Consider the following 23,417-nt stretch of genomic DNA (forward strand, 5'->3'; position numbering starts at 1 on the left):
AAAGGAACATCAGGCCATGACACAGAACGCGCAGGGCGATGTACGCATGGAGAAGGACACGTTCGGCGAGATCGCCGTGCCCAACGGCAAGCTCTGGGGCGCGCAAACACAGCGGTCGTTGCAGAACTTCAAGATATCGACGGAGAAGCAGTCGCCCGAACTCATCACCGCGCTCGCGATCATCAAGCGCGCCGCCGCCGAGGTGAATCAGGACCTGAAGGTGCTCGACGCGAAGAAGGCGCAGGCGATCATGCAGGCGGCCGACGAGATCATCGACGGCAAGCATCCGGACGAATTCCCGCTCGCCGTGTGGCAGACGGGTTCCGGCACGCAGACGAACATGAATCTGAACGAGGTCATCGCCAATCGCGCGAGCGAGCTGCTCGGCGGGCCGCGCGGCGAAGAGCGACTCGTGCATCCGAACGATGACGTGAACCGCGGCCAGTCGTCCAACGACGTATTCCCGACCGCCATGCACGTCGCCGCCGCGTATGCGATCGTCAAGCATCTGGTGCCGTCGCTCAAGACGCTGCGCGAGACGCTCGACAAGAAGGCGCAGCAGTTTGCGGACGTCGTGAAGATCGGCCGCACGCACTTGCAGGACGCGACGCCGCTCACGCTCGGCCAGGAGTTTTCCGGCTATGTGGCGCAACTCGACCAGGGCATCCGCCACGTCGAAGCGACGCTGCCGCATCTCTATCAACTCGCGCAGGGCGGCACGGCGGTCGGCACGGGGCTGAACGCGCATCCGGAGTTCGCGGTGAAAGTGGCGCAGGCCATCGGCAAGCTCACGGGCCTGCCGTTCGAAACCGCGCCGAACAAGTTCGAGGTGATGGCCGCCGCCGACGCGCTCGTCGCCGCGCACGGCGCGCTGAAAACCGTCGCGGCGAGCATGATGAAGATCGCCAACGACATTCGCTGGCTCGCGAGCGGTCCGCGCTGCGGCCTGGGCGAACTATCGATTCCGGAGAACGAGCCGGGCAGTTCCATCATGCCGGGCAAGGTGAACCCGACGCAGTCCGAAGCCGTGACCATGCTCTGCTGTCAGGTGTTCGGCAACGACGTGGCGGTGAACTTCGGCGGCGCGAGCGGCAATTTCGAGCTAAACGTGTTCCGGCCGATGATCGCGCATAACGTGCTGCAGTCCATCCGCCTGCTCGCGGACGGCGCGCAGAGCTTCAACGACAACTGCGCGGTGGGCATCGAGGCGAATCAGGAGCGCATCGACAGTCTGCTCAACGAATCCCTGATGCTGGTGACGGCGCTCAATCCGCACATCGGCTATGACAAGGCCGCGCAGATCGCCAAGAAGGCGCACAAGGAAGGCACGACGCTCAAGGCCGCCGCGCTCGCGCTCGGGCACGTGACCGAGCAGCAGTTCGACGAATGGGTGAAGCCGCACGAGATGGTCGGCAGGAAGTAGGCGTTCTCGGGCGTTCTCGGGCGCTCTCGGCCGGCAAGGGCGAGTCGGGCGAGCGTGCCCGCTACGGCGAGCGTTCGCACGGCGCAGTCGCGTCGGGCGCACGCGAATGGTCGGCACGAAGCAGGCGTTCGCAGGCGTTTTCAGTCAACACGCGCAAGTCGGGCGAGCGTGCCTGCTACGGCAAGCGTTCGCACGGCGCAGTGGCGTCGTGCGCACGGGACGGTCGAGCCGGCGCAGAAGCGCAGTCGTGAACGGAAGCGCGTCGCGCTGAACGCGAAGTCGGCATCAGACCTTGCCCGCCGCCACTTCTTCCGGCTTCAGCTCGACGATTGCATCGAGCGCGTCTTTCACGTCCATCGCGTATTTCGCGAGACGTTTCTCTTCTTCCGATTCCGGCACGAACGCTGGCACGGGCGTGGGCTGCCCCTTTTCGTCGACGGCGACGAACACCATCAGGCAGTCGGTGGTCTGCTCCAGCTCGCCGACTTTTGGATCGCCCGCGTGCACCGAGACGTGAATATGCATGCTGGTGCGTCCCGTCAACACGACGCGCGCGCGCAACTCGACGAGATTGCCGACGAGAATCGGCCGCCTGAAGCGGATGTTGCCGACGCTCACCGTCACCGCGTAGCGTCCGCTCCACATCGCGGCGCAGGCGTAGGCGGTTTCGTCGATCCATTTCATGAGCGCGCCGCCATGCACCTTGCCGCCGAAATTGACGGAAATCGGCTCGGCAAGAAAGCGGAAGGTGGTTTCGGCGCGGCCTGCGCGCAGGGTGGCGGGCGGGGTCGGCGTGGTCATGGCGGCTCGCAGCGAAGAAAGAAGCCGCGATTATAGGCCGCGAAAATTGGCGGCTAGTTGTGAACCGTGACGCCCTGATCCATGGTGCCGTACATCGTGATGCTGCCGCCGCCCGCCGACGACGACGGCCCGCCCGCGCAACCCGCGCAAACGGTGAGAACGGCGAGCGCGGCTGCGGTGATGAGCTTGGACATGCGAATTCCTGGCTGCGTGGTGATACGAGGGAGATACGAGCGACCATTCTAGCGCCGCGAGCGCCGCATCGACATTTCACGCGGATGTGAAACGTCGGGTGCGCGGGCGCGCTAGAGTGGTGGCATTGACCGTTGTCTAGCCTTCTTTGCGTGCCCTTGCCATGAATTCCGCTCTCGATGACGTCCGCTCGCGGCATTGTCCCGGCCTCTCGCGCATCGGCGCGCTGCTGGCCGATCCGGGCCGCGCCGCGATGCTCTGGTCGCTGATGGACGGCACCGCGCGTCCCGCCGGCGAACTGACGATGATCGCGGGCCTTTCGCCGTCCGCCGCGAGCGCGCATCTCGCGCGGCTGACCGAAGGCGGGCTGCTCGCGCTCGAAGTCAGCGGGCGGCATCGCTACTACCGCATCGCGACGCCCGATATCGCCGCCGCCATCGAGGCGCTCGCGAATCTCGCTCGCGCCAGCGCGCCGCAAGCCGCGCCGCAGCGTCCGGCGAGCGCCGTGCCGCTCGAGATGCGCTATGCGCGCACCTGCTACGACCACCTCGCGGGCGAACTGGCCGTGCGGCTCTTCGACGGCATGCTCGCGCGTCGCTGGCTCGCGGCCGCGCACGACGATCCGGCAACGCGCGAATCGTCCGCGCTCGACACCACGCCCGACGGCGCGCAGGCGTTCGCGGAACTGGGCATCGACGTGACAGCGCAGCGCGCGCGGCGGCGGCGTTTTGCGTGCACGTGCATCGACTGGAGCGAGCGGCGTCCGCACTTGGGCGGCGCGCTCGGCGCGGCGTATCTCGAAGCGTGCGAAACGCACGGCTGGGTCGAGCACACCGCCAAGCGCCGCGTGTTGCGCGTGACGCCCGCCGGACAGCGGCATTTCGAAGGGTTTCTATCGGGACGCTAGAAACAAAACGCGCGACCGGCGCTGCGCGTTGCAGAGGTTCTCGATTCGATCAGACCGCCATCGGCGCGCTGATCGGATCGTGATGACGGTAGCCTTCCAGCGCGAAGTCCTTAGGCTCGACCTTCTCCAGCCACTCCGGCTCATAGCGTTTCGTCACCGCGTAGTCGGGCACGCGATCCGAGATGATCAACTGCGGCAGCGGATACGGCTCGCGCTTCAACTGCTCGTTGAGCATGTCGAGCTGATTCTCGTAGATGTGCGCGTCGCCGATGAAATACGTGAACCAGCGCGGCTTGTAGCCCGTGAGCCGCCCGACGAGATGCAGCAGCGCTGCGCCCTCGGTCAGATTGAACGGCGTGCCCAGCCCGACATCGTTGCTGCGGATATATAGGCACAGCGAAATCTCGCCCTTCGCCACGTTCGGGATGAACTGGTACAGCAGATGACACGCGGGCAATGCGATCTCGTCGAGCTTCGCAGGATTCCACGCGTGAAAGAGAATGCGCCGGTCAGTCGGCCGCTCGATGATGGTGTCGAGACACTGGCGCAACTGGTCGATGGCCTTGTACAGCAACACCTGCTCGCGCCCGTTTTCGACGAAGCTCGTCACGAGTTCATAGCCGCGATTGGTCGCATCGGCGATCTGGTCGCCCGCGCCGGCGTCAATCAGCTTGTACGCGGGCCAATTGCGCCACTGCACGCCGTAGACGTCGCCGAGATCGTCCGTGCCGCGGCGATACGGATTTTCGAGCCACTGCGGATTTTCGTTCGCGTTCGCGTCCCACACCTTGCAGCCGAGCGCGCGGAAGTCCGCCGCGCTTTTCGACGCGCGCAGAAAACCGATCATCTCGCCGATCGCCGACTTGAATGCGAGCTTTTTCGTCGTGACGGCGGGAAAGCCTTCTTGCAGATCGAAGCGCAGCATCGCGCCCGGAATGCTGATGGTGCGGATGCCCGTGCGGTTTTCCTGCCACGTGCCGGTATCGAGGATCGTCTGGACGAGCTCGAGATACTGTTTCATTCGATGTTCCTTGAATGCGGGCACGGGCCACGCGAAGAGAGGCGGAAACCACCAATTTTATCAAGCGGCCCGCCTCGGCGCTGGCGTTCGTAAAAAGAAGAACGGGCGCCTTGCGGCGCCCGTTGCGGTGAGCAGAAACGATGCGTCGGTCAGCCGCGCGTGGCGTGTTCCGGGGGCGCGTCCACTTCGATGTGACGCATGCCGTGCGCGCTCAGCAGCCGATACAGCGTGACCCGCGAGATGCCGAGTTCATGCGCCGCGTCGCCCAGACGCCCGCGATGCCGCAGAAGCGCGAGTTCGATGGCCTGCCGCTCCGCCGCTTCGCGCGCCTGCGCGAGCGAGACCGGCGCCACTTCGACATATTCGCCGAGTTCCAGATCGCGCGCGGTGATCTGCCGCCCTTCCGACATCACGATGGCGCGGCGCACGCGGTTGATCAGTTCCCGCACGTTGCCCGGCCAGCCGTAGTTGTGAATCGCGGCGATCGCATCCGGCGAGAAACCGCGCAGGCGGCGGCTCGCGTCCTTCTTGAAGCGGTCGAGCATGTGCTTCGCGAGCAGTTCGATGTCCTTGCCGCGCGCGCGCAGCGGCGGCTCGTCGATCTGAAGCACGCACAGGCGGTGATACAGGTCGGCGCGGAAACGCCCTTCGATCATCGCGGTCTGCATGTCGACGTGCGTCGCGGAAATGATGCGCACGTCCACCGGCGTGGATCCGTGGCCGCCGAGACGCTCGACCTTGCGCTCCTGCAGGAAGCGCAACAGGCTCGCCTGGCTTTCGAGCGGCAGATCGCCGATTTCGTCGAGGAAAAGCGTGCCGCCGTTGGCCGCTTCCACGCGGCCGATCTTGCGCTGATTCGCGCCCGTGAAAGCGCCGCGCTCGTAGCCGAAGAGCTCGGATTGCAGCAGATGCGCGGGAATCGCGCCGCAATTAATCGCGACGAACGGCTGATCGCGGCGCGCCGAACGCTCGTGGATGGCGACGGCGGTGAGTTCCTTGCCGGTGCCCGATTCGCCCGAGATGAAGACGGGCGCGTCCGTCATCGCGACTTTGCGAATGGAGCGGAAGAGCGCGAGCATGGCGTCGCACGAACCGACCATCTCGCCCTCGGCGCGGCCCTCGCTGCGCGCGTCGTTCGACGCGGCGTCGTGCAGCGCCACCATGCCGTAGGCGTGGCCGACGGAATCGACCACGCGGTCATTCGACGTGGGAAGCGTGACGTAGTCGAAACAGTAGTCGCGGATCAACCGGCGCACTGCAGCGTCTTCGAGCTGGCCGGCGACGGTTGCCGCCACCCAGCCGACGTTGGTCATGGTCAGCGACGATTCGAACGCCGCCAGTTCGTGTGATTCGAAATGTCCCGATAAATCGAGCAGCCCGCCCATCGCGAGGTCGCTGCGCAACGCTTTGCGCGTGTCGCGCGCGCTTGCCACGATCTCGATTTGCCAGCCGCGTTCCTCGAAACGCGCGCATAGCGTTTCGCTGGGGTCCCGAGTCACATAGATCAGTTGCCGCCGAGCGACGTCCATTATTCAGATCCTTGGTTCAACGTTCGTTGAAAAGGTCGCGTAGTTCAGGCTTTCGCTTCAAGCAGAATTCTTGGCCCTCGCAGGTGATGCGTTCGGACTTGCAATTCGATACCTCGCCCCCTGGAACGTGCCGCGCATGGCGCCGGCAGCCTTCCGCGAAACCCTTTTGGTTTGATTCTGCGCCGCATTGAAGAGACTACTATAACCCAGAATCACCAAAAACAAATACCGTCCGAGACCGCTTGACTCGTCGCGAAACCTTGCTGGCTAAGGCTCGCGACCAGCTTCGCACGGATTTATTGCAAGTTTGCGTCGTGCTTTTTATACGACGAGAGCTTATACCGATTCTGCCCAGGATTTCGCCCTTTCTTGCCCGACGTTTCGCGCATGAAACGTTTTCCGAAGGTTTTCACCGATTCACTCAGACCCGCTTCGCTGGGCGCATTGCCTGTCAAGGCCGCGATGCGAATGGCATGCATTTAGCTATGGTTTCGCCCGCGCGCCCTACGAATGAAACGGCGAATTGTCTTTCATACCTGTCGACCCGCGATTTTATTTCCCGATACTGACTTTTGGAATTAATTACTTCGTTCAATGCATTGACAATGGCTCTCGATCACAATTTACCGCACCTTCAATTGACAGCTAATGGGCAGCCGGACGCGAGCGAGACGCAAGTATTCGACTGGTCCGCGATCAATAACAGTGCGGCCAATGATTCAGACGCCGCGGGCAGGCGCGGACCGGCCGCCATTCCGAGCGTGACGTTGTGGGACGAGATCGCGCCGGAAATCCCGCGCGCCTATCGCGACGACGCCGAGGACGCTTCCGGAGGCTGAGCCCCTCGTCGATGGCAGCGCGTCGGTTAGAATGCGTGCCCCGGCCCGGCGGCGCGCGCCGCCTCTCTCCTGACTGCACATGACGACGCTCACTCTCATCGTCGCCCGCGCACGCAACGGCGTGATCGGACGCGATAACCAACTGCCGTGGCGCCTGCCCGAAGACCTCGCCTTCTTCAAACGCACGACGATGGGCGCGCCCATCATCATGGGACGCAAGACGCACGAGTCGATCGGGCGGCCGTTGCCCGGGCGGCGCAACATCGTCGTGACGCGCGACGCCACGCGCCGCTTCGAAGGCTGCGACACGGTGACGAGCATCGACGAAGCCCTCGCCCTCGCGACTGCCGACGGCGCGGCCGAGGCGTTCCTGATCGGCGGCGCGCAGCTTTATGGCGATGCGATCGGCCGCGCGGACAAGCTGATCGTCACGGAAATCGACGCCGATTTCGACGGCAACACGCATTTTCCCGCGCCCGACGCGTCGCTGTGGCGCGAAGTGTCGCGCGAGCGGCATCGCGCGGCGGCGCCCAACGACTTCGAGTTCGCGTTCGTCACGTACGAGCGGCGCGCGTAACAAAGACCAAGGCCCCGGACGACTGCGCGTCGTCCGGGGCCTTTCGTTTCGCCAGCAGCAGCGCGGGAAGCGCTTACTGCCCCGCCACCGTCATCCGCTCGATCAGCACCGAGCCGATTGCCTTGGTGCCGCGCACCACGGTATCCGCGCCCACGGCTTCGATATGGCGGAACATTTCCTGTAGCGTGCTCGCGACCGTGATCTCCTCCACGGCGTGCTGGATCTCCCCGTTCTCGACCCAGAAGCCCGACGCGCCGCGCGAGTAATCGCCCGTCACGTAGTTCACGCCCTGCCCCATCAGCTCCGTCAGCAGCAGGCCCGTGCCGAGCTTCTTCAGCATGGCTTCGAAGTCGTCGCCGGGCTGCGTGTGCGTGCTTTTCATCGACAGATTGTGCGAGCCGCCCGCGTTGCCGGTGGTCTGCATGCCGAGCTTGCGCGCCGAATACGTCGAGAGGAAATAGCCCTGCACCACGCCGTCTTCCACGACGTTGCGCCGCTGGGTGCGCACGCCTTCTTCGTCGAACGGCGCGCTGCCCATGCCGCCGCGCACGTGCGGGTCTTCGACGATCTGAATGTGCGGCGCGAACACCGGCTTGCCGAGACTGTCGACGAGGAACGTGGTCTTGCGATACAGCGCCCCGCCGCTCACGGCCTGCACGAACGCGCCGAGAATGCCCGCTGCGAGCGGCGCTTCGAACAGCACGCGGCACTTGCGCGTGTCGAGGCTGCGCGCGTTCAGGCGCGCGAGCGCGCGCTCGGCGGCGTAGCGGCCGACGGCTTCCGGATCGGCAAGCTCTGAGGCGTCGCGCTTCGACGTGTACCAGTCGTCGCGCTGCATGTCACGGCCGCTCGCCGCGATCGGCGCGCACGCGATGTAGTGTCGCGAGTACGGATAGCCCGCCATGAAGCCGCGCGAGGTCGCGAGCACGAATTGCGAATGCTGCGCCGACACGCTCGCGCCTTCAGAATTCGTGATGCGCTTGTCGACCGCGAACGCGGCGGCCTCGGCGCGGCGCGCGATGTCGGCGGCCTCTTCGGCGTCGATGTCCCACGGGTGATAGAGATCGAGGTCCTGCGGCGACTTCTCGAGCAGTTCTTCCTCGGCGAGCCCGGCGGCGCTGTCTTCCGCGGTGAATCGCGCGATGTTGTACGCCGCCGCGACCGTGTCGCGCAACGCCTCGCGCGTGAAGTCGGCGGTGCTCGCGTTGCCGCGCTTCTTGCCGATGAACACCGTGACGCCGACCATCTTGTCGCGGTTATGCTCGATCGTGTCCACTTCGCCGCGCCGCACGCTCACCGATAGGCCGTCGCCTTCGGAGATTTCGGTGGCGGCATCGCTCGCGCCGAGTTCCTTCGCGTAGCGCAGGATATCCGACGCGATCTCCTTCAACTCGTCTTGCGTGTGCGGAAAAAAGCGTTGCCTGACGTCGATGTCTGCTGCCATGTGTCGTTGCCTTCGGTTTTGTTGACCGCGCAAGCGCCCGTCGCGCTCCGTGTCATGAATGTCGCGCCTGTCGTTGCGCCTGTCGTTGCGCCTGTCGTTGCGCCCGTCGTTGCGCCCGTTGTTGCGCCTGTCGTCGCTCAAGACGCGCGCCGACTCTCCACGCGATCATAGCAAGGACGGCGCGCGTTCACCCGCCGCGACCGCGTCGGCTCGCGCGCGAGCGCAAGCTACAATGTCGCCATGAACCGTAAAACCCGCATTCAACCGATGGAAGCCGATCGCGACGACGCGCCCGATCAGGCCTACGACCGCCCGAGCAAATCGCAACTGAAGCGCGAGATGCACGCGCTGCAAGAGCTCGGCGAAGCGCTCATCGCGCTGCCGAAAGACGCGCTCAAGCGCATGCCGATGCCCGAAGATCTCGACAGCGCCGTGCGCGAAGCGCGCCGCATCACGGATCACGAAGGCAAGCGCCGCCAATTGCAGTATGTCGGGCGCGTGATGCGCTCGCTTTCGGACGAGGAAGTCGCCGCGCTGCGCACCGCGCTCGACACGCATCGCGGCGTAAACAAGGCGGAAACGGCGCGGCTGCACTGGATCGAGCGCACACGCGAACAATTGCTCGCCGATGACGCCGCGCTCACCGACTTCATTCGCGAGCATCCGGGCGTCGATCCGCAGGAAGGCCGCACGCTGATTCGCAACGCGCGCAAGGAGCGCCAGCAGCAGAAGCCGCCGCGCTACTACCGCGAGCTGTTCCAGTGGATCAAGAACGCGGCGGGCGTGGAAGACGAGGAAGACGAAGACATCGACGAGAACGACGAGGAAGGCAAAGATGAAGCCTGAGCGCAGTCATCCGGACGAGTTGATCGTCGGACTCGTGTCCATCAGCGATCGCGCGTCGCAAGGCGTGTATGAGGACAAGGGCTTGCCGTCGCTGCAAGCGTGGCTCGGCGGCGCGATGGCATCGCCCTGGCGCGCCGAAACGCGGCTGATTCAGGACGACGCGGCCACCATTTCCGCGACGCTGCTCGAACTGGTCGATACGCTCGGCTGCGATCTCGTGCTCACCACCGGCGGCACCGGCCCCGCGCGCCGCGACGTGACGCCCGAAGCCACGCTCGCCGTCGCCACGAAGCCGATGCCGGGCTTCGGCGAGCAGATGCGCCAGATCAGCCTGAACTTCGTGCCGACCGCCATCCTTTCGCGACAAGTGGCAGTCATTCGCGAAACCGCCGACCACGCGGCGCTCATCATCAACTTGCCGGGGCAGCCGAAGTCCATCCGCGAGACGCTGGAAGGCGTGAAGGACGCGGACGGCAAGACGACCGTGCCGGGCATCTTCGCGGCGGTGCCCTATTGCATCGACCTGATCGGCGGGCCGTATATCGACACGCAGCCGGAAGTCGTCGCCGCGTTTCGTCCCAAGAGCGCGATCCGGCCGCCGAAGGTTTAAGGCGCGCTGCTCGCCGCCGCCGGAATCAAGAAGTGCTCGCGGTAGTACTTCAGTTCGTCGATGGACTCGTGGATATCGGCGAGCGCCGTGTGCATCGCGCGCTTCTGGAAGCCCTTGTAGATGGCCGGCTGCCAGCGGCGGCACAGTTCCTTGAGCGTGCTGACGTCCAGATTGCGGTAGTGAAAGAACGTCTCCAGTTCCGGCATCCAGCGCGCCATGAAACGGCGGTCCTGACAGATGGAGTTGCCGCACATCGGCGACTTGCCGGGCGGCACGTACTGGCCGAGAAACTCGCGAATCTGCCGCGTCGCTTCGGCTTCATCCACCGTGGACGCCTTCACGCGCTCGATCAGCCCCGAGCGGCCGTGCGTGTTGCGGTTCCACTCGTCCATGCGTTCGAGCGCTTCTTCCGTCTGGTGGATGGCGAGCACCGGACCTTCCACCATCTTGTCGAGCGTCGAATTCGTCACGACCACGGCGATTTCGATGATGCGGTCGTTGTCCGGGTCCAGCCCGGTCATTTCCATGTCGAGCCAGATGAGATTCATGTCGCTGCGCGCGAGTGCGGATTCGGCGGCGAGGTCAGCGCTTGCGGGACGGTCGGAAGAGTCGGTCATGGATGCTGCCTGAGAAGAGAATGAGGCGCGGGCCGAAGGCATCTGCTAAGCCACCGCGATGGCATGATGTGACAACGGCGACACGGCCAAGAACCTATAATTCTCGCATAGTTCAATCGGAATGCCCGGATGACCCACCTCTCGCTCGCCTTCTCGACCGTCTTCGTCGTGGCGCTCGCCGCCATGGTCTCGACCAAGCTCTGGCTCGCGTCGCGCCAGATTCGCCACGTCGCCGCGCACCGCAACGGCGTGCCGCCGCAGTTCACCGGCACCATTCCGCTCGCGGCGCATCAGCGGGCGGCGGATTACACGATCGAGCGCACGCGCCTCACGATGATCGAAGTCGTGACGAGCGCTGTCGTGCTGATCGCCCTGACGCTGCTCGGCGGCGTGCAGGCGCTCGACAACGCCATCTCCGGCTGGCTCGGGCGTGGCTATCTCGGGCAAATCGCGCTGGTGGCGTCGGTCGTCGCGATCACGAGCCTCATCGACCTGCCGTTCGACTACATCCGCCACTTCGTCGTCGAAGAGAAGTTCGGCTTCAACCGCATGTCGAAGAAGCTCTTCTTCGTCGATCTGGTCAAGGGTACGCTGCTCGGCGTCGTGATCGGCGCGCCGCTGCTCCTGCTCACGCTATGGCTCATGGATCGCGCGGGCGCTTACTGGTGGCTGTGGACGTGGATGGTCTGGGTCGCGTTCCAGTTGCTCGCCATGATCATCTACCCGACGTTCATCGCGCCGCTCTTCAACAAGTTCGAGCCGCTGAAAGACGAGGCGCTGCGCGCGCGCATCGAAAACCTGATGTCGCGCACGGGCTTCGCCGCCAAGGGCCTCTTCGTGATGGACGGCAGCCGCCGGTCCGCGCACGGTAACGCGTACTTCACGGGCTTCGGCGCGGCCAAGCGCATCGTGTTCTTCGATACCCTGCTCGCGCGGCTGTCCGGCAGCGAGATCGAAGCGGTGCTCGCGCACGAACTCGGCCACTTCAAGCGCCGTCACGTGCTCAAGCTGATGATCGTGATGTTCGGCATCAGCCTCGCGATGCTCGCGCTGCTCGGCTGGCTCGTGCAGACGGTCTGGTTCTACGAAGGCCTGGGCGTGCGGCCGTCGCTCGTCGGCGGCAACAACGGGCTCGCGCTCGTGCTGTTCATGCTCGTGCTGCCCGTGTTCATGTTCTTCGTGACGCCGCTCGGCAGCCTGACATCGCGCAAGAACGAGTTCGAAGCCGACGCTTTCGCCGCGAGCCAGACTGACCCGAAGGATCTCGTCAACGCGCTCGTGAAACTCTACGAGGACAACGCCTCCACGTTGACGCCCGATCCTATTTACACCGCGTTCTATTACTCGCATCCACCCGCCTCGCAGCGCATCGACCGTCTGATGCAACACGCCGCATGACGACGCGCGCCACGCGCAAGACCGGCGCGCCGTCCGCCGCGCGTCTTCGCGGCACGGTGATCGCGGCGCACGGCCGGCACTATCTCGTGATGCCTGAAGACGGCGGCCCAATGCTTCAATGCTTCCCGCGCGGCAAGAAAAGCGAAGTGGCAGTGGGCGACCACGTGATGTACGAACAGTCGTCGGCGGATCAGGGCGTGATCGTCGAGATCGGCGAGCGGCGCAATCTGCTCTACCGCTCAGACCAGTTCAAGTCGAAGCTCTTCGCCGCGAATCTCGATCAGTTGCTGATCGTGCTCGCCACCGAGCCGCATTTCAGCGAAGACCTGCTCGGGCGCGCGCTCATCGCGGCTGAGGCGCACGAACTCGACGCGCTCATCGTGCTCAACAAGACCGACGTGACCGACGCGCTGCCGCTCGCGCGCGAACGCCTCACGCCGTATCGCGAGCTCGGCTACACGGTGATCGAACTGTCGGCGAAGGCGCGTCCGGGCGAAGTGCATCCGCAGCTGGATGCGCATCTGCACAACCGCGCGACGATCCTGCTCGGGCAATCCGGCATGGGCAAGTCGACGCTCGTGAATCTGCTCGTGCCCGACGCGGACGCCGCCACGCGCGAGATATCGTCGGCGCTCAACAGCGGCCGGCACACGACCACCTTCACGCGCCTCTACACGCTGCCCGGCGGCGGCTCGCTGATCGATTCACCGGGCTTTCAGGAGTTCGGCCTGCATCACCTGTCGGAAGGCCAGCTAGAACGCGCCTTCGCCGACTTCCGCCCGTATCTGGGCCACTGCCGCTTCTACAACTGCCATCATCTGCAAGAACCGGGGTGCGCGGTGCTCGAAGCGGTCGAGGCCGGCAAGATCCGGCCGGAGCGGCACGCGCTCTACGCGCAACTCGTCCACGAAGCCAGCCAGATCGTGCGATGAAACGGCTCACGTGGGCACCCAACCTGATCACGGCACAACATTGGGTGAATGTGCTGGCGACAGCGGGCGTGCCGTGCGAGCTGCACAATCGCTATCTCAACGGTGCGCTAGGCGAGATCCCGGCCGATCAATGTTCACCGGAAATATGGATCGTCGACGATCGCGACGAAGCGCTGGCGCGCCGTCTGCTGGACCGCGCGCAAAAAGGGCCGGACGCGAACGCCCGGCCCTGGTTCTGCAAGCATTGCGGCGAACGGCTGGAGCCGCAGTTCACCGTGTGCTGGCAATGTCAGACGGAGCGCGATCCGCTCGACGGCTGACGCTCACGCTAGCCACACCGCGATGGTGAGCATCAGCAAGAGCAGCATCCACAGGATGACGGCGCGCCACACGAGGCCGACCGCCGATTGCAACGTGCGCGGCGTGCAGTCGTCGCCGACGGGAAGCGGGCTTGCATCGCCGACAGCGAGGGCTTCCACGCTCAACGGTTCGGCGAGCGGCCCCGCGAGTCGCGCGCCCAACGCGCCGCTGCCTGCGGCCAGCAGCACGCCGTCGTTCGAGTCCGGCCACTGGCGCGCATGGTTGCGCCACGCGTAGATCGCGTCCTCGAAGTTGCCGACGATCGCGAAGCCCATTGCGGTCAGGCGCGTCGGAATCCAGTCGATCACGAAGAATGCCCGCTGCGCGAACGACGAGAACTCCGCGGTGCGCTCGGGGCTCGGCATCGCCCATGCACGCGCCAGATATTCGGCGATGCGATAGAACACCGCGCCCGCCGGACCGATCGGGATAAGAAACCAGAAGAACACGCCGAACACGTGCCGATGCGACGCGACCACCGCATGAACCAGCGTGTGCCGCACGATTTCGCTCACGGGCATATCGACGGTATCCAGCCCGGTCCACTCCGTCAGCACTTCGCGCGCGCGCGGAACGTCGTCGTTATTGAGCGCGAGATGGATGTCGGTGAAATAGTGGCTGAACTGGCGAAAGCCGAGCGTGAAGTACACGATCACCACGTTCCACAAAAACGCGAGAACGAAGTTGATGCGATACAACACGTAATAGACGAGGCCGACCGCGAGCGTCCACGGCAATACGACCAGCAGCCACGCGAGAACGCCGTGCTTGGGCTTGCCGGCATCGAAGCCGTGCGCGGTGGATTCCGCGTGATACTGAAGCAACGACGAAACAGGATTGTGCGGCGACAAGGCACGCACTTGCTCGATGATAAGAGCCAGCAATACGGAGAAAAAAGTCATGCGAAGCGCCGAAACAGTCGGTTGATTCGAGTTTCGCGTAACGATATCACAGCGCCTTGCGCGTTTTGTACGATCGGTCGCTGCGCGCGTTGCGAGCGTGGCTAACGTGCAGCGAGGAAGCGATAGAAATTGCGCAACATGCCGGCTGTCGCGCCCCAGATGAAGTACGGTGCCTTGCCTTCGGACGGCGTGTACGGCATCGCGAAGAACCGCCGCTCGCCGCCTTCCCAGCGAAACACGCGCACTTCGTGGTTCGCCGGATTCATGAGCCACGCGAGCGGCACTTCGAAGATATCGGCGACTTCGCTCGTGTCGGCCTGCAACGTGAACGGCGGATAGACGAGCGCGACGACCGGCGTCACGCGAAAGCCCGTGCCGGTCAGATAGTCGGGCATCGCGCCGATGACTTCGCAATGCTCCGCGCCGAGGCCGACTTCCTCGCGCGCTTCGCGTAGCGCGGTGGCGGCGGCATCGGCGTCTTCGGGTTCGCGGCGTCCGCCAGGGAAGCTGATCTGGCCGGCATGGTCGGAGAGATGATCGGCTCGCTGAGTCAACAGCACAGTCAGCCCGCCCTCGCGCACGACGAGCGGCACGAGCACCGACGCGACGCGCGGATCGCCGCCGATCGCCTTGATGCGCTGCTCGGGCGGCTCCTGCGTCCAGTCGAGTTCTTTCGTGAAGCGTTCGCGCAGTCCATCCGGCGTCAGGCGTTCCGGCGGAATGGGCGGCATGGCTTCGCCCGTCGATACAACGGGCATCTGTTCGGGTTCGAGAATGCGCGGAGTCGATGTCTTGCCAGTGGACACGGGTCTCAAGCCTGAGTGTGGAAGATACGATTTGAACACACCAAAGAAAAAAGCACCCGCGAGGGGTGCTTTTTCCGGTGCGACTGCGCTGCTGAGAGCTTACTCGGCGGCGGTAGCGGCACGGTCCTTCGAGACCAGCTTTTCCTTGATTCGAGCCGACTTGCCCGAGCGCTCGCGCAGGTAGTACAGCTTCGCGCGACGAACGTCACCGCGACGCTTCACGACGATGCTCGCGAGCAGCGGCGAGTAGGTCTGGAACGTACGCTCGACGCCTTCGCCCGACGAAATCTTGCGGACGATGAAGTTCGAGTTCAGGCCACGATTGCGCTTTGCGATCACGACGCCTTCGTAAGCCTGCACGCGCTTGCGCGTACCTTCGACGACGTTCACGTTGACGACGACCGTGTCGCCCGGACCGAAGTCGGGGATGGCCTTCTCGCCCAGCACGCGTGCGATCTCTTCCTTCTCGAGTTGTTCAATCAGATTCATTACTGACTCCTTGTGCCATCTTGCCGGAGTTGTGTGCCTCGACTTCTGGTAATGAGGCCCCGGTAGAGGATGGGTTCACTTCCGGCGCCGATGTTGGTCGGCGCCCCCATTTGTCCCGCTCGTCGCCCGAAGCTTATTGCGGCTTCGACGCGTCCTTCGCGAGACTTGCAAGCCACGCCTCGTCGGCACGGCTCAGCAACTTGCTTTTGCGCGCCCGCTCGATCAGATCGGGCCGCTTGATGAACGTATTGCGTAATGCTTCGCGCCTGCGCCAGGCGTCGATTTCCTTGTGGTGGCCGCCGAGCAGCACATCCGGCACGCGCACGCCTTCGTATTCCTCCGGGCGCGTGTAGTGCGGACAGTCGAGTAACACGTCGACGAAACTGTCCTGCACCGCCGATTGCGCGTCGTTCAGCACGCCGGGCAAGTGGCGCACGACCGCGTCCATCAGCGCCATGGCCGGCAATTCGCCGCCCGACAGCACGAAGTCGCCGAGGCTCACTTCCTCGTCCACCACGCGATCGATCAAACGCTGGTCGATCGCTTCGTACCGGCCGCACAACAACACAAGGCCGGGTTCCTGCGAGAAACGCATCACGCGATCATGGTCCAGCTTCGCGCCCTGCGGCGACATCATCACGACGCGCGTGTTCTCGATGCCTTGCTCGCGCTGCGCTGTCTTGGCCGCATCGATCGCGTCTTCCAGCGGACGCGCCAGCATGACCATGCCGGGGCCGCCGCCGTAAGGACGGTCGTCGATGGTGCGGTAGTTGTCTGTCGTGAAATCGCGCGGATTCCACGTACGCAAACCGAACCGCCCCTGCTTCACCGCCCGGCTGGTAATACCCCAGTCGGTCAGCGCGCGAAACATCTCGGGAAAGAGCGTCACGACATCGAACTGCATCGCCCTCTCCGTGTTCTGCCGATGGCTTTCAATAATCGGCGTCCCAGTCGACGACGATACGCTTCGCCGCCCGATCCACCGTCTTCACGTACACGCCGACGAACGGAATGAGCCGCTCACCGGTGACGGGCTCGCCATCCTTGTTCGTGGCCGGGTACTCGACCCGCAGGATAGAGTGCGCGCCGTTGTCGATCATGTCGGCAACGCGGCCAAGCGCCACGCCCGCTTCGTTTTCGACATCGAGGCCGATCAGATCGACCCAGTAGAACTCGTCTTCGTCGTCGAGCTTTGGAAAGTCGCTGCGCGCGATGTGCACCGCGTAGCCTTTCAGCGTCAGCGCCGCGTCGCGGTCGTCGCTACCCGCCAGACTCGCGACGATCGAATCTCCGTGCACCTTCGACTGCAGACGGCGCGCGGACTTGCGATCGCGATTCTTGACGAGCCACCAGCGCTTGGCCGTGAGCAGCGCGTCGCCGCCCGACTTGCCGTGCGCATGCGGCATGACCTTGACCCAGCCCTTCAGGCCGTAGGCATCCACGATGAAACCGACTTCGACTGCATCTTCCGGCAGATGCTCCGCCGGCTCGATGCCCTCGACGCCTTCGGGCTTGCCTGCGCCCGAAACGCCGGCCGCCACGCGGCGCGCGCCCGGCTTGCGGACGAACGCGCCGAACGTGGCGGCACCTTCCTGTTGCCCCGGCTTCGGTTGACTGACGGAACCGGACTCGTGGCCGTTTTGGGGATCACGCGCGGGCATCAGCGAACCTTTGGGCGAATATGGAATGACCGAGCGACAGCCACGCTTGACGGCGTGACGCGCCACTCAATCGACAAGCACAAGACAGCTTAAGCAGCCGGCTGAGCTTGCTTCGACTGCTTGACCAGACGCTCGACGGTCGGCGACAGTTGCGCGCCGACGCCTTGCCAGTAGGTCAGGCGATCTTGAGCGATACGCAGCGATTCGCCTTTCGTGGCGACCGGGTTGTAGAAACCCACGCGCTCGATGAAGCGGCCGTCACGGCGGCTACGCGAATCGGTTGCGACGATGTTGTAGAACGGGCGCTTCTTCGAGCCGCCACGAGCCAAGCGGATGATGACCATGCTGAAATCCTTGAAAACCGGGGTTCGGAACTACCAGAACACGCGATTATAACGGGAATCCGAAGCCCTAACAAACACTTAACGCATTTTTTGCTGGCAACGTGCAGCGCCGGGAGCCGCCGCGACCGAAATGTCGCGTTCTGTCTACGCCGCGCGCCGCATCGTAAAATGACGAATCTGCACTTATCACCGCTCTCCAAGATGACTTCCTCGTCCGTTGCCGCGCAGTCCGAGTCCAAGCCTGCGGGCAAGGCGGCTCCGCCCTACTTCCGTTCGAAAACGCTGACCGCCGCGCTCGCGTTCCTGTTCGGCAGCATCGGGCTTCACCGCTTCTATCTGTATGGCATGCGCGACAAGTACGGCTGGGCGCATATCGTGGGGATCGCGATGGGCGCGGTCGGCTATCTGCTGCTCGCCGCGACCGAGCGTACGTCGGTGCTCGGCTGGGCGCTCGCCCTGCCGGGCGCGGTGTCGCTGCTCGCGGCATTTCTCTCGGCAATCGTCTACGGACTGCGGCCCGACGCGAAGTGGGACGCGCAGTTCAACGCCCATACCGGCCGTCAAAGCCATTCGGGCTGGACGGTGATCTTCGTGGTGATCTTCTCGCTGCTGATCGGCGCGTTCCTTCTGATGACGGGCCTTGCCCTGACGTTCCAGACGTATTTCGAAGGCCAGGTGGAAGCCGCCAAGACGCTGTCGCAATAAGGTCAGAATAGGTTCAGCTGGCCGCCAGCGGCAGGCACCGCCGCCCGCTGGGCCTTCGCGCTCGCTGGCCGCTGGAACTCCGACATATCCAGAATGCCGCGATTGCGCAGGTTTAGACCGAGCCGCTTCGTCGCCTGACTAAAGCGCTGTTTCAGCATGTCCGCCCACAAGCCCTCGCCCTTCATGCGCGTGGCGAAGTCCGAGTCGTAGTCCTTGCCGCCGCGCATGTCGCGCACGCGGCTCATCACGCGGTCCGCGCGATCCGGGAAATGCGCGGCGAGCCAGTCCTTGAAAAGCGGCGCCACTTCCCACGGCAGGCGCAGCACGATATAGCTCGCCGTGGTCGCGCCCGCCTCCGCGCACGCTTCCAGCACGCGTTCGAGGTCCGGTTCCGTGACGAACGGGATCACCGGCGCGATGCTCACGCCAACCGGAATGCCCGCCTCCGCGAGCGTGCGAATGGTGCGCAGCCGGCGCGACGGCGTGGCGGCGCGCGGTTCGAGCGTGCGCGCGATGTCGGCATCGAGCGTCGTGACGGTGATCGCCGCCATGAACTGCTTACGTTCGGCCATGGGCGCGAGCAGGTCGATATCGCGTTCGATCAGCGACGACTTCGTGATCGCCCCGAACGGATGCCCGCAGTCGTGAAGAATCTCGATCACCCGCCGCGTCAGCTTAAGATCGCGCTCGACCGGCTGATACGCGTCCGTATTGACGCCGAGCGCGATGGGATCCGGCTGGTAGCTCGGCTTCGCCAGCTCGCGCTCGAGCAACTCGCCGGCGTTGATTTTCGCGTAGATGCGGCTTTCGAAATCCAGTCCCGGCGAGAGGCCGAGATAGCTGTGAGTCGGACGCGCGAAGCAATAGATGCAGCCGTGTTCGCAGCCACGGTATGGGTTCAACGAAACGGTGAATGGAATGTCCGGCGAGTTGTTGCGCGTGAGAATGCTCTTCGCGCGTTCCTCGAAAACCTGCGTGCGTAGCGGCGGCGAGCCTTCCCCGTCGGCGGTTTCCTGCGTCCAGCCGTCGTCGACGCGCTCGCGCTCGTCCTTCTCGTAGCGGCCCTGAAGGTTGGACACAGCGCCGCGCCCCTTCAGCGGCGAAGGCGGCGCGACAGGGAATTCATCGTCCGGCGTGGGCATTGCGGTCACAGAGTTGCGTCTTGAAGTACTGTACAAATATACAGTATCGCGCCGCGACCGCAAACAGTTTTTTAGACGTCGACCGGAATGGTCAGCGTCTCCTTGATCTCCTCCATCACCACGTAGCTTTTCGACTGCACGGCTCCGGGCAGTTGCAAAAGAATGTCGCCGAGCAGCTTGCGGTAGTCGGCCATTTCGCCGATGCGCGCCTTAATCAGATAGTCGAAATCGCCCGAAACGAGATGGCATTCGAGCACTTCGGGAATGCGCTGAACCTCGCGCCGGAACTGGTCGAACATGTTGCCGCTTTTGTGATCCAGCGTGATTTCGACGAACACGAGCAGCGCCGCGCCCAATTGCGCGGGGTTCACGCGCGCGTAGTAGCCGGTGATCACGCCGTCGCGCTCCATGCGCCGCACGCGCTCGATGCACGGCGTCACCGACAGTCCGACTCGCTCCGCGAGATCCTTCATCGCGATGCGCCCGTCCTGCTGCAGGATGCTCAAAATCTTGTGATCGAGTTTATCGAGCGTCCGAAGCGGATTTCGCTGCGTTCTCATCGTTTCCTTCCTGAAAATCCGCGAAATACAATAACTAAAACTGCCTTACTGCCAATAGTATAGGCGATAACACTAGCCGGACAATCCGTCGCAGCCCTCGCGCGATTCGCGACTGTCCAGTCGGATCGGAAACGGAGATCACATGCGAATCGTTATTCTGGGAAGCGGCGTCGTCGGCGTGACGAGCGCGTATTACCTTGCGCGCGCCGGGCACGAAGTCACGGTCATCGACCGCGAATCCGGCCCCGCGCTCGAAACCAGTTTCGCCAATGCGGGACAGATTTCGCCGGGCTACGCGTCGCCGTGGGCCGCGCCGGGCGTGCCGCTCAAGGCCGTCAAATGGATGTTCGAAAAGCACGCGCCGCTCGCCATCCGCCTCGACGGCACGATGAGCCAGCTGCAGTGGATGTGGCAGATGCTGCGCAACTGCACGCAGGAGCGCTACACGGTGAACAAAGGCCGCATGGTGCGCCTCGCCGAATACAGCCGCGACTGCCTGCAAGCGTTGCGCGCGGACACCGGCATCCAATACGAAGGCCGCACCGGCGGCACGTTGCAGGTATTCCGCACGCAGCAGCAGTTGGACGGCGCGGCGAAAGACATCGCGGTATTGAAGGACGCCAACGTGCCGTTCGAACTGCTGTCGGCGGCGGAGCTGGCGAAGGCCGAGCCGGCGCTCGCCGCCGTATCGCACAAGCTGACGGGCGGCCTGCGCCTGCCGAACGACGAAACCGGCGACTGCCAGATGTTCACCACGCGCTTGGCCGCGATGGCCGAAGCGCTCGGCGTCGAGTTCCGCTACAACACGCCGATCGACGCGCTGCGCGTGAGCAACGGCCGCATCGCCGGCGTGCAATGCGGGAGCGAACTTATCACGGCGGATTCGTATGTCGTCGCGCTCGGGTCGTATTCGCCGAAGCTGCTCGGCGATCTCGTCAAGATTCCGGTGTATCCGCTGAAGGGCTATTCGATTACCGCGCCGATCGTCGATGCGACGCGCGCGCCGGTTTCCACCGTGCTCGACGAAACGTACAAGATCGCGATCACGCGTTTCGACGACCGCATTCGCGTCGGTGGCATGGCGGAGATCGTCGGCTATGACAAGACGCTCAAGCAGGCGCGCCGCGAGACGCTCGAAATGTGCGTGAACGACCTGTTCCCCGGCGGCGGCGATACCGCAAGCGCGAGCTTCTGGACCGGCCTGCGCCCGATGACGCCGGACGGCACGCCGATCGTCGGCCGCACGCCCGTGCCCAATCTCTTCCTCAACACCGGCCACGGCACGCTCGGCTGGACGATGTCGTGCGGTTCGGGCCAGTTGCTCGCCGATCTGATGTCCGGCAGGCAGCCGGCAATCCGCTCGGACGACTTGTCGGTGCATCGCTACTTCGGCGATGCAAGCGTTACCGGGCGACCGACTTACGCCGACGCCTGACATTCGAACCGGCTGATTGAACGACGGCGCCTGCACAGGCGCCGTCGTCGTTTTCAGAACTGATCTTCGCTCAGCGCGAGCACGCCTTCGTGTCCGTTGGCGCTCACGATCGCCGCCTCGAAGCCGGGCGCGTGCGACAAGATATGTTCCGCGAAGAACTCGGCGGTCGCGATCTTCGCCGAATAGAACGGCTCGTCCTCGGCGCGTTTCGCTTGCGCGACGAGCATCGCGCGGGCCATTTGCCAGCCGGAAAGCACGATGCCGGCAAGCTTCAGATATGGCACGCTGCCGGCGAACACCGCGTTCGGATCGCTCTTGAACCGCGCGACGACGAACTCGATGACGCGCGCGAGCGACAGGCTGCCCGCGCTCAGATGACGATGCATCGACTTGAACGCCTGGCCATCGACTTCGGCGAGCGCCGAGATGGTCTGGTCGATCTGCGCGAGCAGCGCCTGCGCGGTTGCGCCGCCATCGCGCACGGTCTTGCGCCCGATCAGATCGTTGGCCTGAATCGCGGTCGTGCCTTCGTAGATCGGCAGGATGCGCGCATCGCGATAATGCTGCGCGGCGCCGGTTTCCTCGATGAAGCCCATGCCGCCGTGCACCTGCACGCCGAGGCTCGCGACATCCACGGAAATTTCGGTGCTGAAGCCCTTGACGATCGGCACGAGAAATTCATAGACCGCCTGATGCCGCTTGCGCACCGCTTCTTCCGGATGCGCGTGCGCCAGATCGCTATGCGCGGCGGCGACATACGCCAGCGCGCGAGCGCCCTCGGTATAGGCGCGCATCGTGGCGAGCATGCGGCGCACGTCCGGATGCTGGATGATCGGCACCGCGGCTTTCGCGCTGCCATCCACCGGGCGGCTCTGCACGCGCTCCTTCGCATATGCGACGGCCTGCTGATACGCCCGCTCCGACACCGCAACGCCCTGCATGCCGACGGCGAAACGCGCGGCATTCATCATGATGAACATGTATTCGAGGCCGCGATTTTCCTCGCCGATCAAATAGCCGACCGCGCCGCCGTGGTCGCCGTATTGGAGCACGGCGGTCGGGCTCGCCTTGATGCCGAGCTTGTGCTCGATGGAGACGCAATGCACGTCGTTGCGCGCGCCGAGCGAGCCGTCGTCGTTGACGAGAAACTTCGGCACGATAAAGAGCGAGATGCCCTTCACGCCTTCCGGCGCATCCGGCGTGCGCGCGAGCACCAGATGCACGATGTTCTCCGTCATGTCGTGCTCGCCGTACGTGATGAAGATTTTCGTGCCGAAGAGCTTGTACGTGCCGTCGCCCTGCGGCTCGGCGCGCGTGCGCACGAGCGCGAGATCGGAGCCGGCTTGCGGCTCGGTGAGGTTCATCGTGCCGGTCCATTCGCCGGAAATGAACTTCGGCAGATAGCGCGCCTTCTGCTCTTCGCTGCCCGCAGTCAGCAACGCTTCGATGGCGCCGTCTGTCAGCAGGGGACAGAGCGCGAACGAAAGATTGGCCGAGTTGAGCATTTCAATGCACGCGGTCGCGATGAGCTTCGGCAGGTTTTGTCCGCCGAACTCCGCCGGATGCACGATGCCTTGCCACCCGCCCTCCGCGAACTGGCGAAACGCGTCCTTGAAGCCGGGCGTCGTCGTTACCTGTCCGTTCGCCCACGTGCTGGGCTGGCGGTCGCCCGTGACGTTCAGCGGCGCAAGCACTTCGCCGCAGAAGCGCGCGGCTTCTTCGACGACAGCCTGCGCGGTGTCGAAGTTGCCGTCCTCGTAGCCCGGCAGCGCCGCGATGCTGTCGATGTCGGCCAGTTCCTTCATGACGAACAGCATGTCCTTCACGGGAGCGCGGTAGCTCATCGTTTGTCTCCTCTTTCGTTCCGGATGCAAAAA

26 protein-coding genes are annotated in these 23,417 nt (G+C 64.4%); 11 read left to right on the plus strand and 15 right to left on the minus strand.

Annotation, left to right across the window (positions count from 1 at the left end):
• The first annotated feature begins 16 nt into the window (after positions 1-16).
• Positions 17-1,423 (plus strand): class II fumarate hydratase, encoded by a 1,407-nt coding sequence (gene fumC / locus JYK05_RS09355; protein ID WP_206466736.1) that lies wholly within the window; start codon positions 17-19, stop codon positions 1,421-1,423.
• Between the two features lie 285 nt (positions 1,424-1,708).
• Here fumC and JYK05_RS09360 read toward each other — a convergent pair whose 3' ends face one another.
• Complete coding sequence (locus JYK05_RS09360) at positions 1,709-2,224, minus strand: acyl-CoA thioesterase (RefSeq protein WP_206466737.1); 516 nt, start codon at positions 2,222-2,224, stop codon at positions 1,709-1,711.
• Between the two features lie 53 nt (positions 2,225-2,277).
• Positions 2,278-2,418, minus strand: coding sequence for a hypothetical protein (locus JYK05_RS09365; RefSeq protein WP_206466738.1), 141 nt, complete (start codon positions 2,416-2,418; stop codon positions 2,278-2,280).
• 161 nt (positions 2,419-2,579) lie between these two features.
• On the opposite strand from JYK05_RS09365, the gene JYK05_RS09370 reads away from it, so the two are divergent.
• Positions 2,580-3,323 carry a helix-turn-helix transcriptional regulator gene (locus JYK05_RS09370; protein ID WP_206466739.1) on the plus strand — a complete coding sequence of 248 codons (744 nt, stop codon included), beginning with the start codon at positions 2,580-2,582 and terminating at the stop codon, positions 3,321-3,323.
• 49 nt (positions 3,324-3,372) lie between these two features.
• On the opposite strand, the gene JYK05_RS09375 is transcribed toward JYK05_RS09370, so the two are convergent.
• Together JYK05_RS09375 and JYK05_RS09380 are read right to left on the minus strand one after the other, a co-directional pair.
• Positions 3,373-4,344, minus strand: a complete 972-nt coding sequence (locus JYK05_RS09375; RefSeq protein WP_206466740.1) for a thymidylate synthase — start codon at positions 4,342-4,344, stop codon at positions 3,373-3,375.
• 149 nt (positions 4,345-4,493) lie between these two features.
• Positions 4,494-5,873 carry a sigma-54 dependent transcriptional regulator gene (locus JYK05_RS09380; RefSeq protein WP_175944559.1) on the minus strand — a complete coding sequence of 460 codons (1,380 nt, stop codon included), beginning with the start codon at positions 5,871-5,873 and terminating at the stop codon, positions 4,494-4,496.
• A 605-nt stretch (positions 5,874-6,478) separates the two neighbouring features.
• Here JYK05_RS09380 and JYK05_RS09385 point away from each other — a divergent pair.
• Together JYK05_RS09385 and JYK05_RS09390 are read left to right on the plus strand one after the other, a co-directional pair.
• Positions 6,479-6,712 carry a hypothetical protein gene (locus tag JYK05_RS09385; RefSeq protein WP_175944561.1) on the plus strand — a complete coding sequence of 78 codons (234 nt, stop codon included), beginning with the start codon at positions 6,479-6,481 and terminating at the stop codon, positions 6,710-6,712.
• A 79-nt stretch (positions 6,713-6,791) separates the two neighbouring features.
• Positions 6,792-7,289 (plus strand): dihydrofolate reductase, encoded by a 498-nt coding sequence (locus JYK05_RS09390; RefSeq protein ID WP_175944563.1) that lies wholly within the window; start codon positions 6,792-6,794, stop codon positions 7,287-7,289.
• Positions 7,290-7,362: 73 nt separating this feature from the next.
• On the opposite strand, the gene pmbA is transcribed toward JYK05_RS09390, so the two are convergent.
• The gene (gene pmbA, locus JYK05_RS09395; RefSeq protein WP_175944565.1) at positions 7,363-8,733 is read right to left on the minus strand and encodes a metalloprotease PmbA; all 1,371 of its coding nucleotides are present in this window, start codon (positions 8,731-8,733) and stop codon (positions 7,363-7,365) included.
• 240 nt (positions 8,734-8,973) lie between these two features.
• Here pmbA and yjgA point away from each other — a divergent pair, with 240 nt between their 5' ends.
• Complete coding sequence (gene yjgA / locus JYK05_RS09400) at positions 8,974-9,579, plus strand: ribosome biogenesis factor YjgA (protein ID WP_175944567.1); 606 nt, start codon at positions 8,974-8,976, stop codon at positions 9,577-9,579.
• A complete protein-coding gene (gene mog / locus JYK05_RS09405; protein ID WP_206466741.1) occupies positions 9,569-10,189 on the plus strand; it encodes a molybdopterin adenylyltransferase in 621 nt (206 codons plus the stop codon). The genes yjgA and mog overlap by 11 nt, the downstream gene beginning before the upstream one ends.
• On the opposite strand, the gene orn is transcribed toward mog, so the two are convergent.
• Entirely contained in the window at positions 10,186-10,806 is a 621-nt protein-coding gene (gene orn / locus JYK05_RS09410; RefSeq protein WP_175944572.1) for an oligoribonuclease, read from the minus strand. The two genes, mog and orn, sit on opposite strands and share 4 nt — an antisense overlap.
• 129 nt (positions 10,807-10,935) lie before the next feature.
• On the opposite strand from orn, the gene JYK05_RS09415 reads away from it, so the two are divergent.
• From JYK05_RS09415 to JYK05_RS09425, 3 genes are read left to right on the plus strand one after another with little or no spacing between them, the layout of a single operon-like run.
• On the plus strand, positions 10,936-12,204 hold the full coding sequence (locus JYK05_RS09415) for a M48 family metallopeptidase (protein ID WP_206466742.1): 1,269 nt from the start codon (positions 10,936-10,938) through the stop codon (positions 12,202-12,204).
• The gene (rsgA, locus tag JYK05_RS09420) at positions 12,201-13,136 is read left to right on the plus strand and encodes a ribosome small subunit-dependent GTPase A (protein WP_206466743.1); all 936 of its coding nucleotides are present in this window, start codon (positions 12,201-12,203) and stop codon (positions 13,134-13,136) included. Before JYK05_RS09415 ends, rsgA begins: the two co-directional genes overlap by 4 nt.
• Positions 13,133-13,456: a DUF2007 domain-containing protein gene (locus JYK05_RS09425; RefSeq protein WP_206466744.1), complete on the plus strand. Its 324-nt coding sequence runs from the start codon at positions 13,133-13,135 to the stop codon at positions 13,454-13,456. Before rsgA ends, JYK05_RS09425 begins: the two co-directional genes overlap by 4 nt.
• Before the next feature lie 3 nt (positions 13,457-13,459).
• Here JYK05_RS09425 and JYK05_RS09430 read toward each other — a convergent pair whose 3' ends face one another.
• From JYK05_RS09430 to rpsP, 6 genes are all read right to left on the minus strand, one after another.
• On the minus strand, positions 13,460-14,398 hold the full coding sequence (locus JYK05_RS09430) for a CobD/CbiB family protein (RefSeq protein WP_175944581.1): 939 nt from the start codon (positions 14,396-14,398) through the stop codon (positions 13,460-13,462).
• Between the two features lie 101 nt (positions 14,399-14,499).
• Complete coding sequence (locus tag JYK05_RS09435; RefSeq protein ID WP_206468263.1) at positions 14,500-15,156, minus strand: CoA pyrophosphatase; 657 nt, start codon at positions 15,154-15,156, stop codon at positions 14,500-14,502.
• Positions 15,157-15,303: 147 nt separating this feature from the next.
• Positions 15,304-15,693, minus strand: a complete 390-nt coding sequence (gene rplS, locus JYK05_RS09440) for a 50S ribosomal protein L19 (RefSeq protein ID WP_159836713.1) — start codon at positions 15,691-15,693, stop codon at positions 15,304-15,306.
• Between the two features lie 133 nt (positions 15,694-15,826).
• Positions 15,827-16,597 carry a tRNA (guanosine(37)-N1)-methyltransferase TrmD gene (gene trmD / locus JYK05_RS09445; RefSeq protein ID WP_175944583.1) on the minus strand — a complete coding sequence of 257 codons (771 nt, stop codon included), beginning with the start codon at positions 16,595-16,597 and terminating at the stop codon, positions 15,827-15,829.
• Positions 16,598-16,625: 28 nt separating this feature from the next.
• The gene (rimM, locus tag JYK05_RS09450; RefSeq protein ID WP_206466745.1) at positions 16,626-17,354 is read right to left on the minus strand and encodes a ribosome maturation factor RimM; all 729 of its coding nucleotides are present in this window, start codon (positions 17,352-17,354) and stop codon (positions 16,626-16,628) included.
• Positions 17,355-17,443: 89 nt separating this feature from the next.
• Positions 17,444-17,698 (minus strand): 30S ribosomal protein S16, encoded by a 255-nt coding sequence (gene rpsP, locus JYK05_RS09455; protein WP_175944588.1) that lies wholly within the window; start codon positions 17,696-17,698, stop codon positions 17,444-17,446.
• A gap of 201 nt (positions 17,699-17,899) precedes the next feature.
• Between rpsP and JYK05_RS09460 the strand changes: the two genes are divergently transcribed.
• Positions 17,900-18,403: an NINE protein gene (locus JYK05_RS09460; RefSeq protein ID WP_241269791.1), complete on the plus strand. Its 504-nt coding sequence runs from the start codon at positions 17,900-17,902 to the stop codon at positions 18,401-18,403.
• Between the two features lie 2 nt (positions 18,404-18,405).
• Here the strand turns inward: JYK05_RS09460 and JYK05_RS09465 are convergent, their stop codons facing one another.
• Both JYK05_RS09465 and JYK05_RS09470 read right to left on the minus strand, forming a co-directional pair.
• Positions 18,406-19,545: a PA0069 family radical SAM protein gene (locus JYK05_RS09465; RefSeq protein ID WP_206468264.1), complete on the minus strand. Its 1,140-nt coding sequence runs from the start codon at positions 19,543-19,545 to the stop codon at positions 18,406-18,408.
• A gap of 71 nt (positions 19,546-19,616) precedes the next feature.
• Entirely contained in the window at positions 19,617-20,105 is a 489-nt protein-coding gene (locus JYK05_RS09470) for an Lrp/AsnC ligand binding domain-containing protein (protein WP_175944590.1), read from the minus strand.
• A gap of 142 nt (positions 20,106-20,247) precedes the next feature.
• Between JYK05_RS09470 and JYK05_RS09475 the strand changes: the two genes are divergently transcribed.
• Positions 20,248-21,540, plus strand: coding sequence for a D-amino acid dehydrogenase (locus tag JYK05_RS09475; protein WP_206466746.1), 1,293 nt, complete (start codon positions 20,248-20,250; stop codon positions 21,538-21,540).
• A 53-nt stretch (positions 21,541-21,593) separates the two neighbouring features.
• On the opposite strand, the gene JYK05_RS09480 is transcribed toward JYK05_RS09475, so the two are convergent.
• The gene (locus JYK05_RS09480) at positions 21,594-23,384 is read right to left on the minus strand and encodes an acyl-CoA dehydrogenase (RefSeq protein WP_206466747.1); all 1,791 of its coding nucleotides are present in this window, start codon (positions 23,382-23,384) and stop codon (positions 21,594-21,596) included.
• Between the last annotated feature and the right edge of the window lie 33 nt (positions 23,385-23,417).

It is taken from the genome of Caballeronia sp. M1242, assembly GCF_017220215.1.
In the GTDB taxonomy this organism is placed as follows: Bacteria; Pseudomonadota; Gammaproteobacteria; order Burkholderiales; family Burkholderiaceae; genus Caballeronia.

Coding starts and splice junctions, on each gene's coding strand:
- rplS (WP_159836713.1), bottom strand. CDS start 15,693: ATGAATCTGATTGAACAACTCGAGAAGGAAGAGATCGCACGCGTGCTG.
- JYK05_RS09380 (WP_175944559.1), bottom strand. CDS start 5,873: ATGGACGTCGCTCGGCGGCAACTGATCTATGTGACTCGGGACCCCAGC.
- JYK05_RS09435 (WP_206468263.1), bottom strand. CDS start 15,156: ATGCCCGTTGTATCGACGGGCGAAGCCATGCCGCCCATTCCGCCGGAA.
- orn (WP_175944572.1), bottom strand. CDS start 10,806: ATGACCGACTCTTCCGACCGTCCCGCAAGCGCTGACCTCGCCGCCGAA.
- fumC (WP_206466736.1), top strand. CDS start 17: ATGACACAGAACGCGCAGGGCGATGTACGCATGGAGAAGGACACGTTC.
- JYK05_RS09385 (WP_175944561.1), top strand. CDS start 6,479: ATGGCTCTCGATCACAATTTACCGCACCTTCAATTGACAGCTAATGGG.
- JYK05_RS09480 (WP_206466747.1), bottom strand. CDS start 23,384: ATGAGCTACCGCGCTCCCGTGAAGGACATGCTGTTCGTCATGAAGGAA.
- rsgA (WP_206466743.1), top strand. CDS start 12,201: ATGACGACGCGCGCCACGCGCAAGACCGGCGCGCCGTCCGCCGCGCGT.
- rpsP (WP_175944588.1), bottom strand. CDS start 17,698: ATGGTCATCATCCGCTTGGCTCGTGGCGGCTCGAAGAAGCGCCCGTTC.
- JYK05_RS09370 (WP_206466739.1), top strand. CDS start 2,580: ATGAATTCCGCTCTCGATGACGTCCGCTCGCGGCATTGTCCCGGCCTC.
- JYK05_RS09415 (WP_206466742.1), top strand. CDS start 10,936: ATGACCCACCTCTCGCTCGCCTTCTCGACCGTCTTCGTCGTGGCGCTC.
- trmD (WP_175944583.1), bottom strand. CDS start 16,597: ATGCAGTTCGATGTCGTGACGCTCTTTCCCGAGATGTTTCGCGCGCTG.
- JYK05_RS09375 (WP_206466740.1), bottom strand. CDS start 4,344: ATGAAACAGTATCTCGAGCTCGTCCAGACGATCCTCGATACCGGCACG.
- mog (WP_206466741.1), top strand. CDS start 9,569: ATGAAGCCTGAGCGCAGTCATCCGGACGAGTTGATCGTCGGACTCGTG.
- JYK05_RS09430 (WP_175944581.1), bottom strand. CDS start 14,398: ATGACTTTTTTCTCCGTATTGCTGGCTCTTATCATCGAGCAAGTGCGT.
- JYK05_RS09470 (WP_175944590.1), bottom strand. CDS start 20,105: ATGAGAACGCAGCGAAATCCGCTTCGGACGCTCGATAAACTCGATCAC.
- yjgA (WP_175944567.1), top strand. CDS start 8,974: ATGAACCGTAAAACCCGCATTCAACCGATGGAAGCCGATCGCGACGAC.
- pmbA (WP_175944565.1), bottom strand. CDS start 8,733: ATGGCAGCAGACATCGACGTCAGGCAACGCTTTTTTCCGCACACGCAA.
- JYK05_RS09460 (WP_241269791.1), top strand. CDS start 17,900: ATGACTTCCTCGTCCGTTGCCGCGCAGTCCGAGTCCAAGCCTGCGGGC.
- rimM (WP_206466745.1), bottom strand. CDS start 17,354: ATGCCCGCGCGTGATCCCCAAAACGGCCACGAGTCCGGTTCCGTCAGT.
- JYK05_RS09390 (WP_175944563.1), top strand. CDS start 6,792: ATGACGACGCTCACTCTCATCGTCGCCCGCGCACGCAACGGCGTGATC.
- JYK05_RS09465 (WP_206468264.1), bottom strand. CDS start 19,545: ATGCCCACGCCGGACGATGAATTCCCTGTCGCGCCGCCTTCGCCGCTG.
- JYK05_RS09425 (WP_206466744.1), top strand. CDS start 13,133: ATGAAACGGCTCACGTGGGCACCCAACCTGATCACGGCACAACATTGG.
- JYK05_RS09475 (WP_206466746.1), top strand. CDS start 20,248: ATGCGAATCGTTATTCTGGGAAGCGGCGTCGTCGGCGTGACGAGCGCG.
- JYK05_RS09360 (WP_206466737.1), bottom strand. CDS start 2,224: ATGACCACGCCGACCCCGCCCGCCACCCTGCGCGCAGGCCGCGCCGAA.
- JYK05_RS09365 (WP_206466738.1), bottom strand. CDS start 2,418: ATGTCCAAGCTCATCACCGCAGCCGCGCTCGCCGTTCTCACCGTTTGC.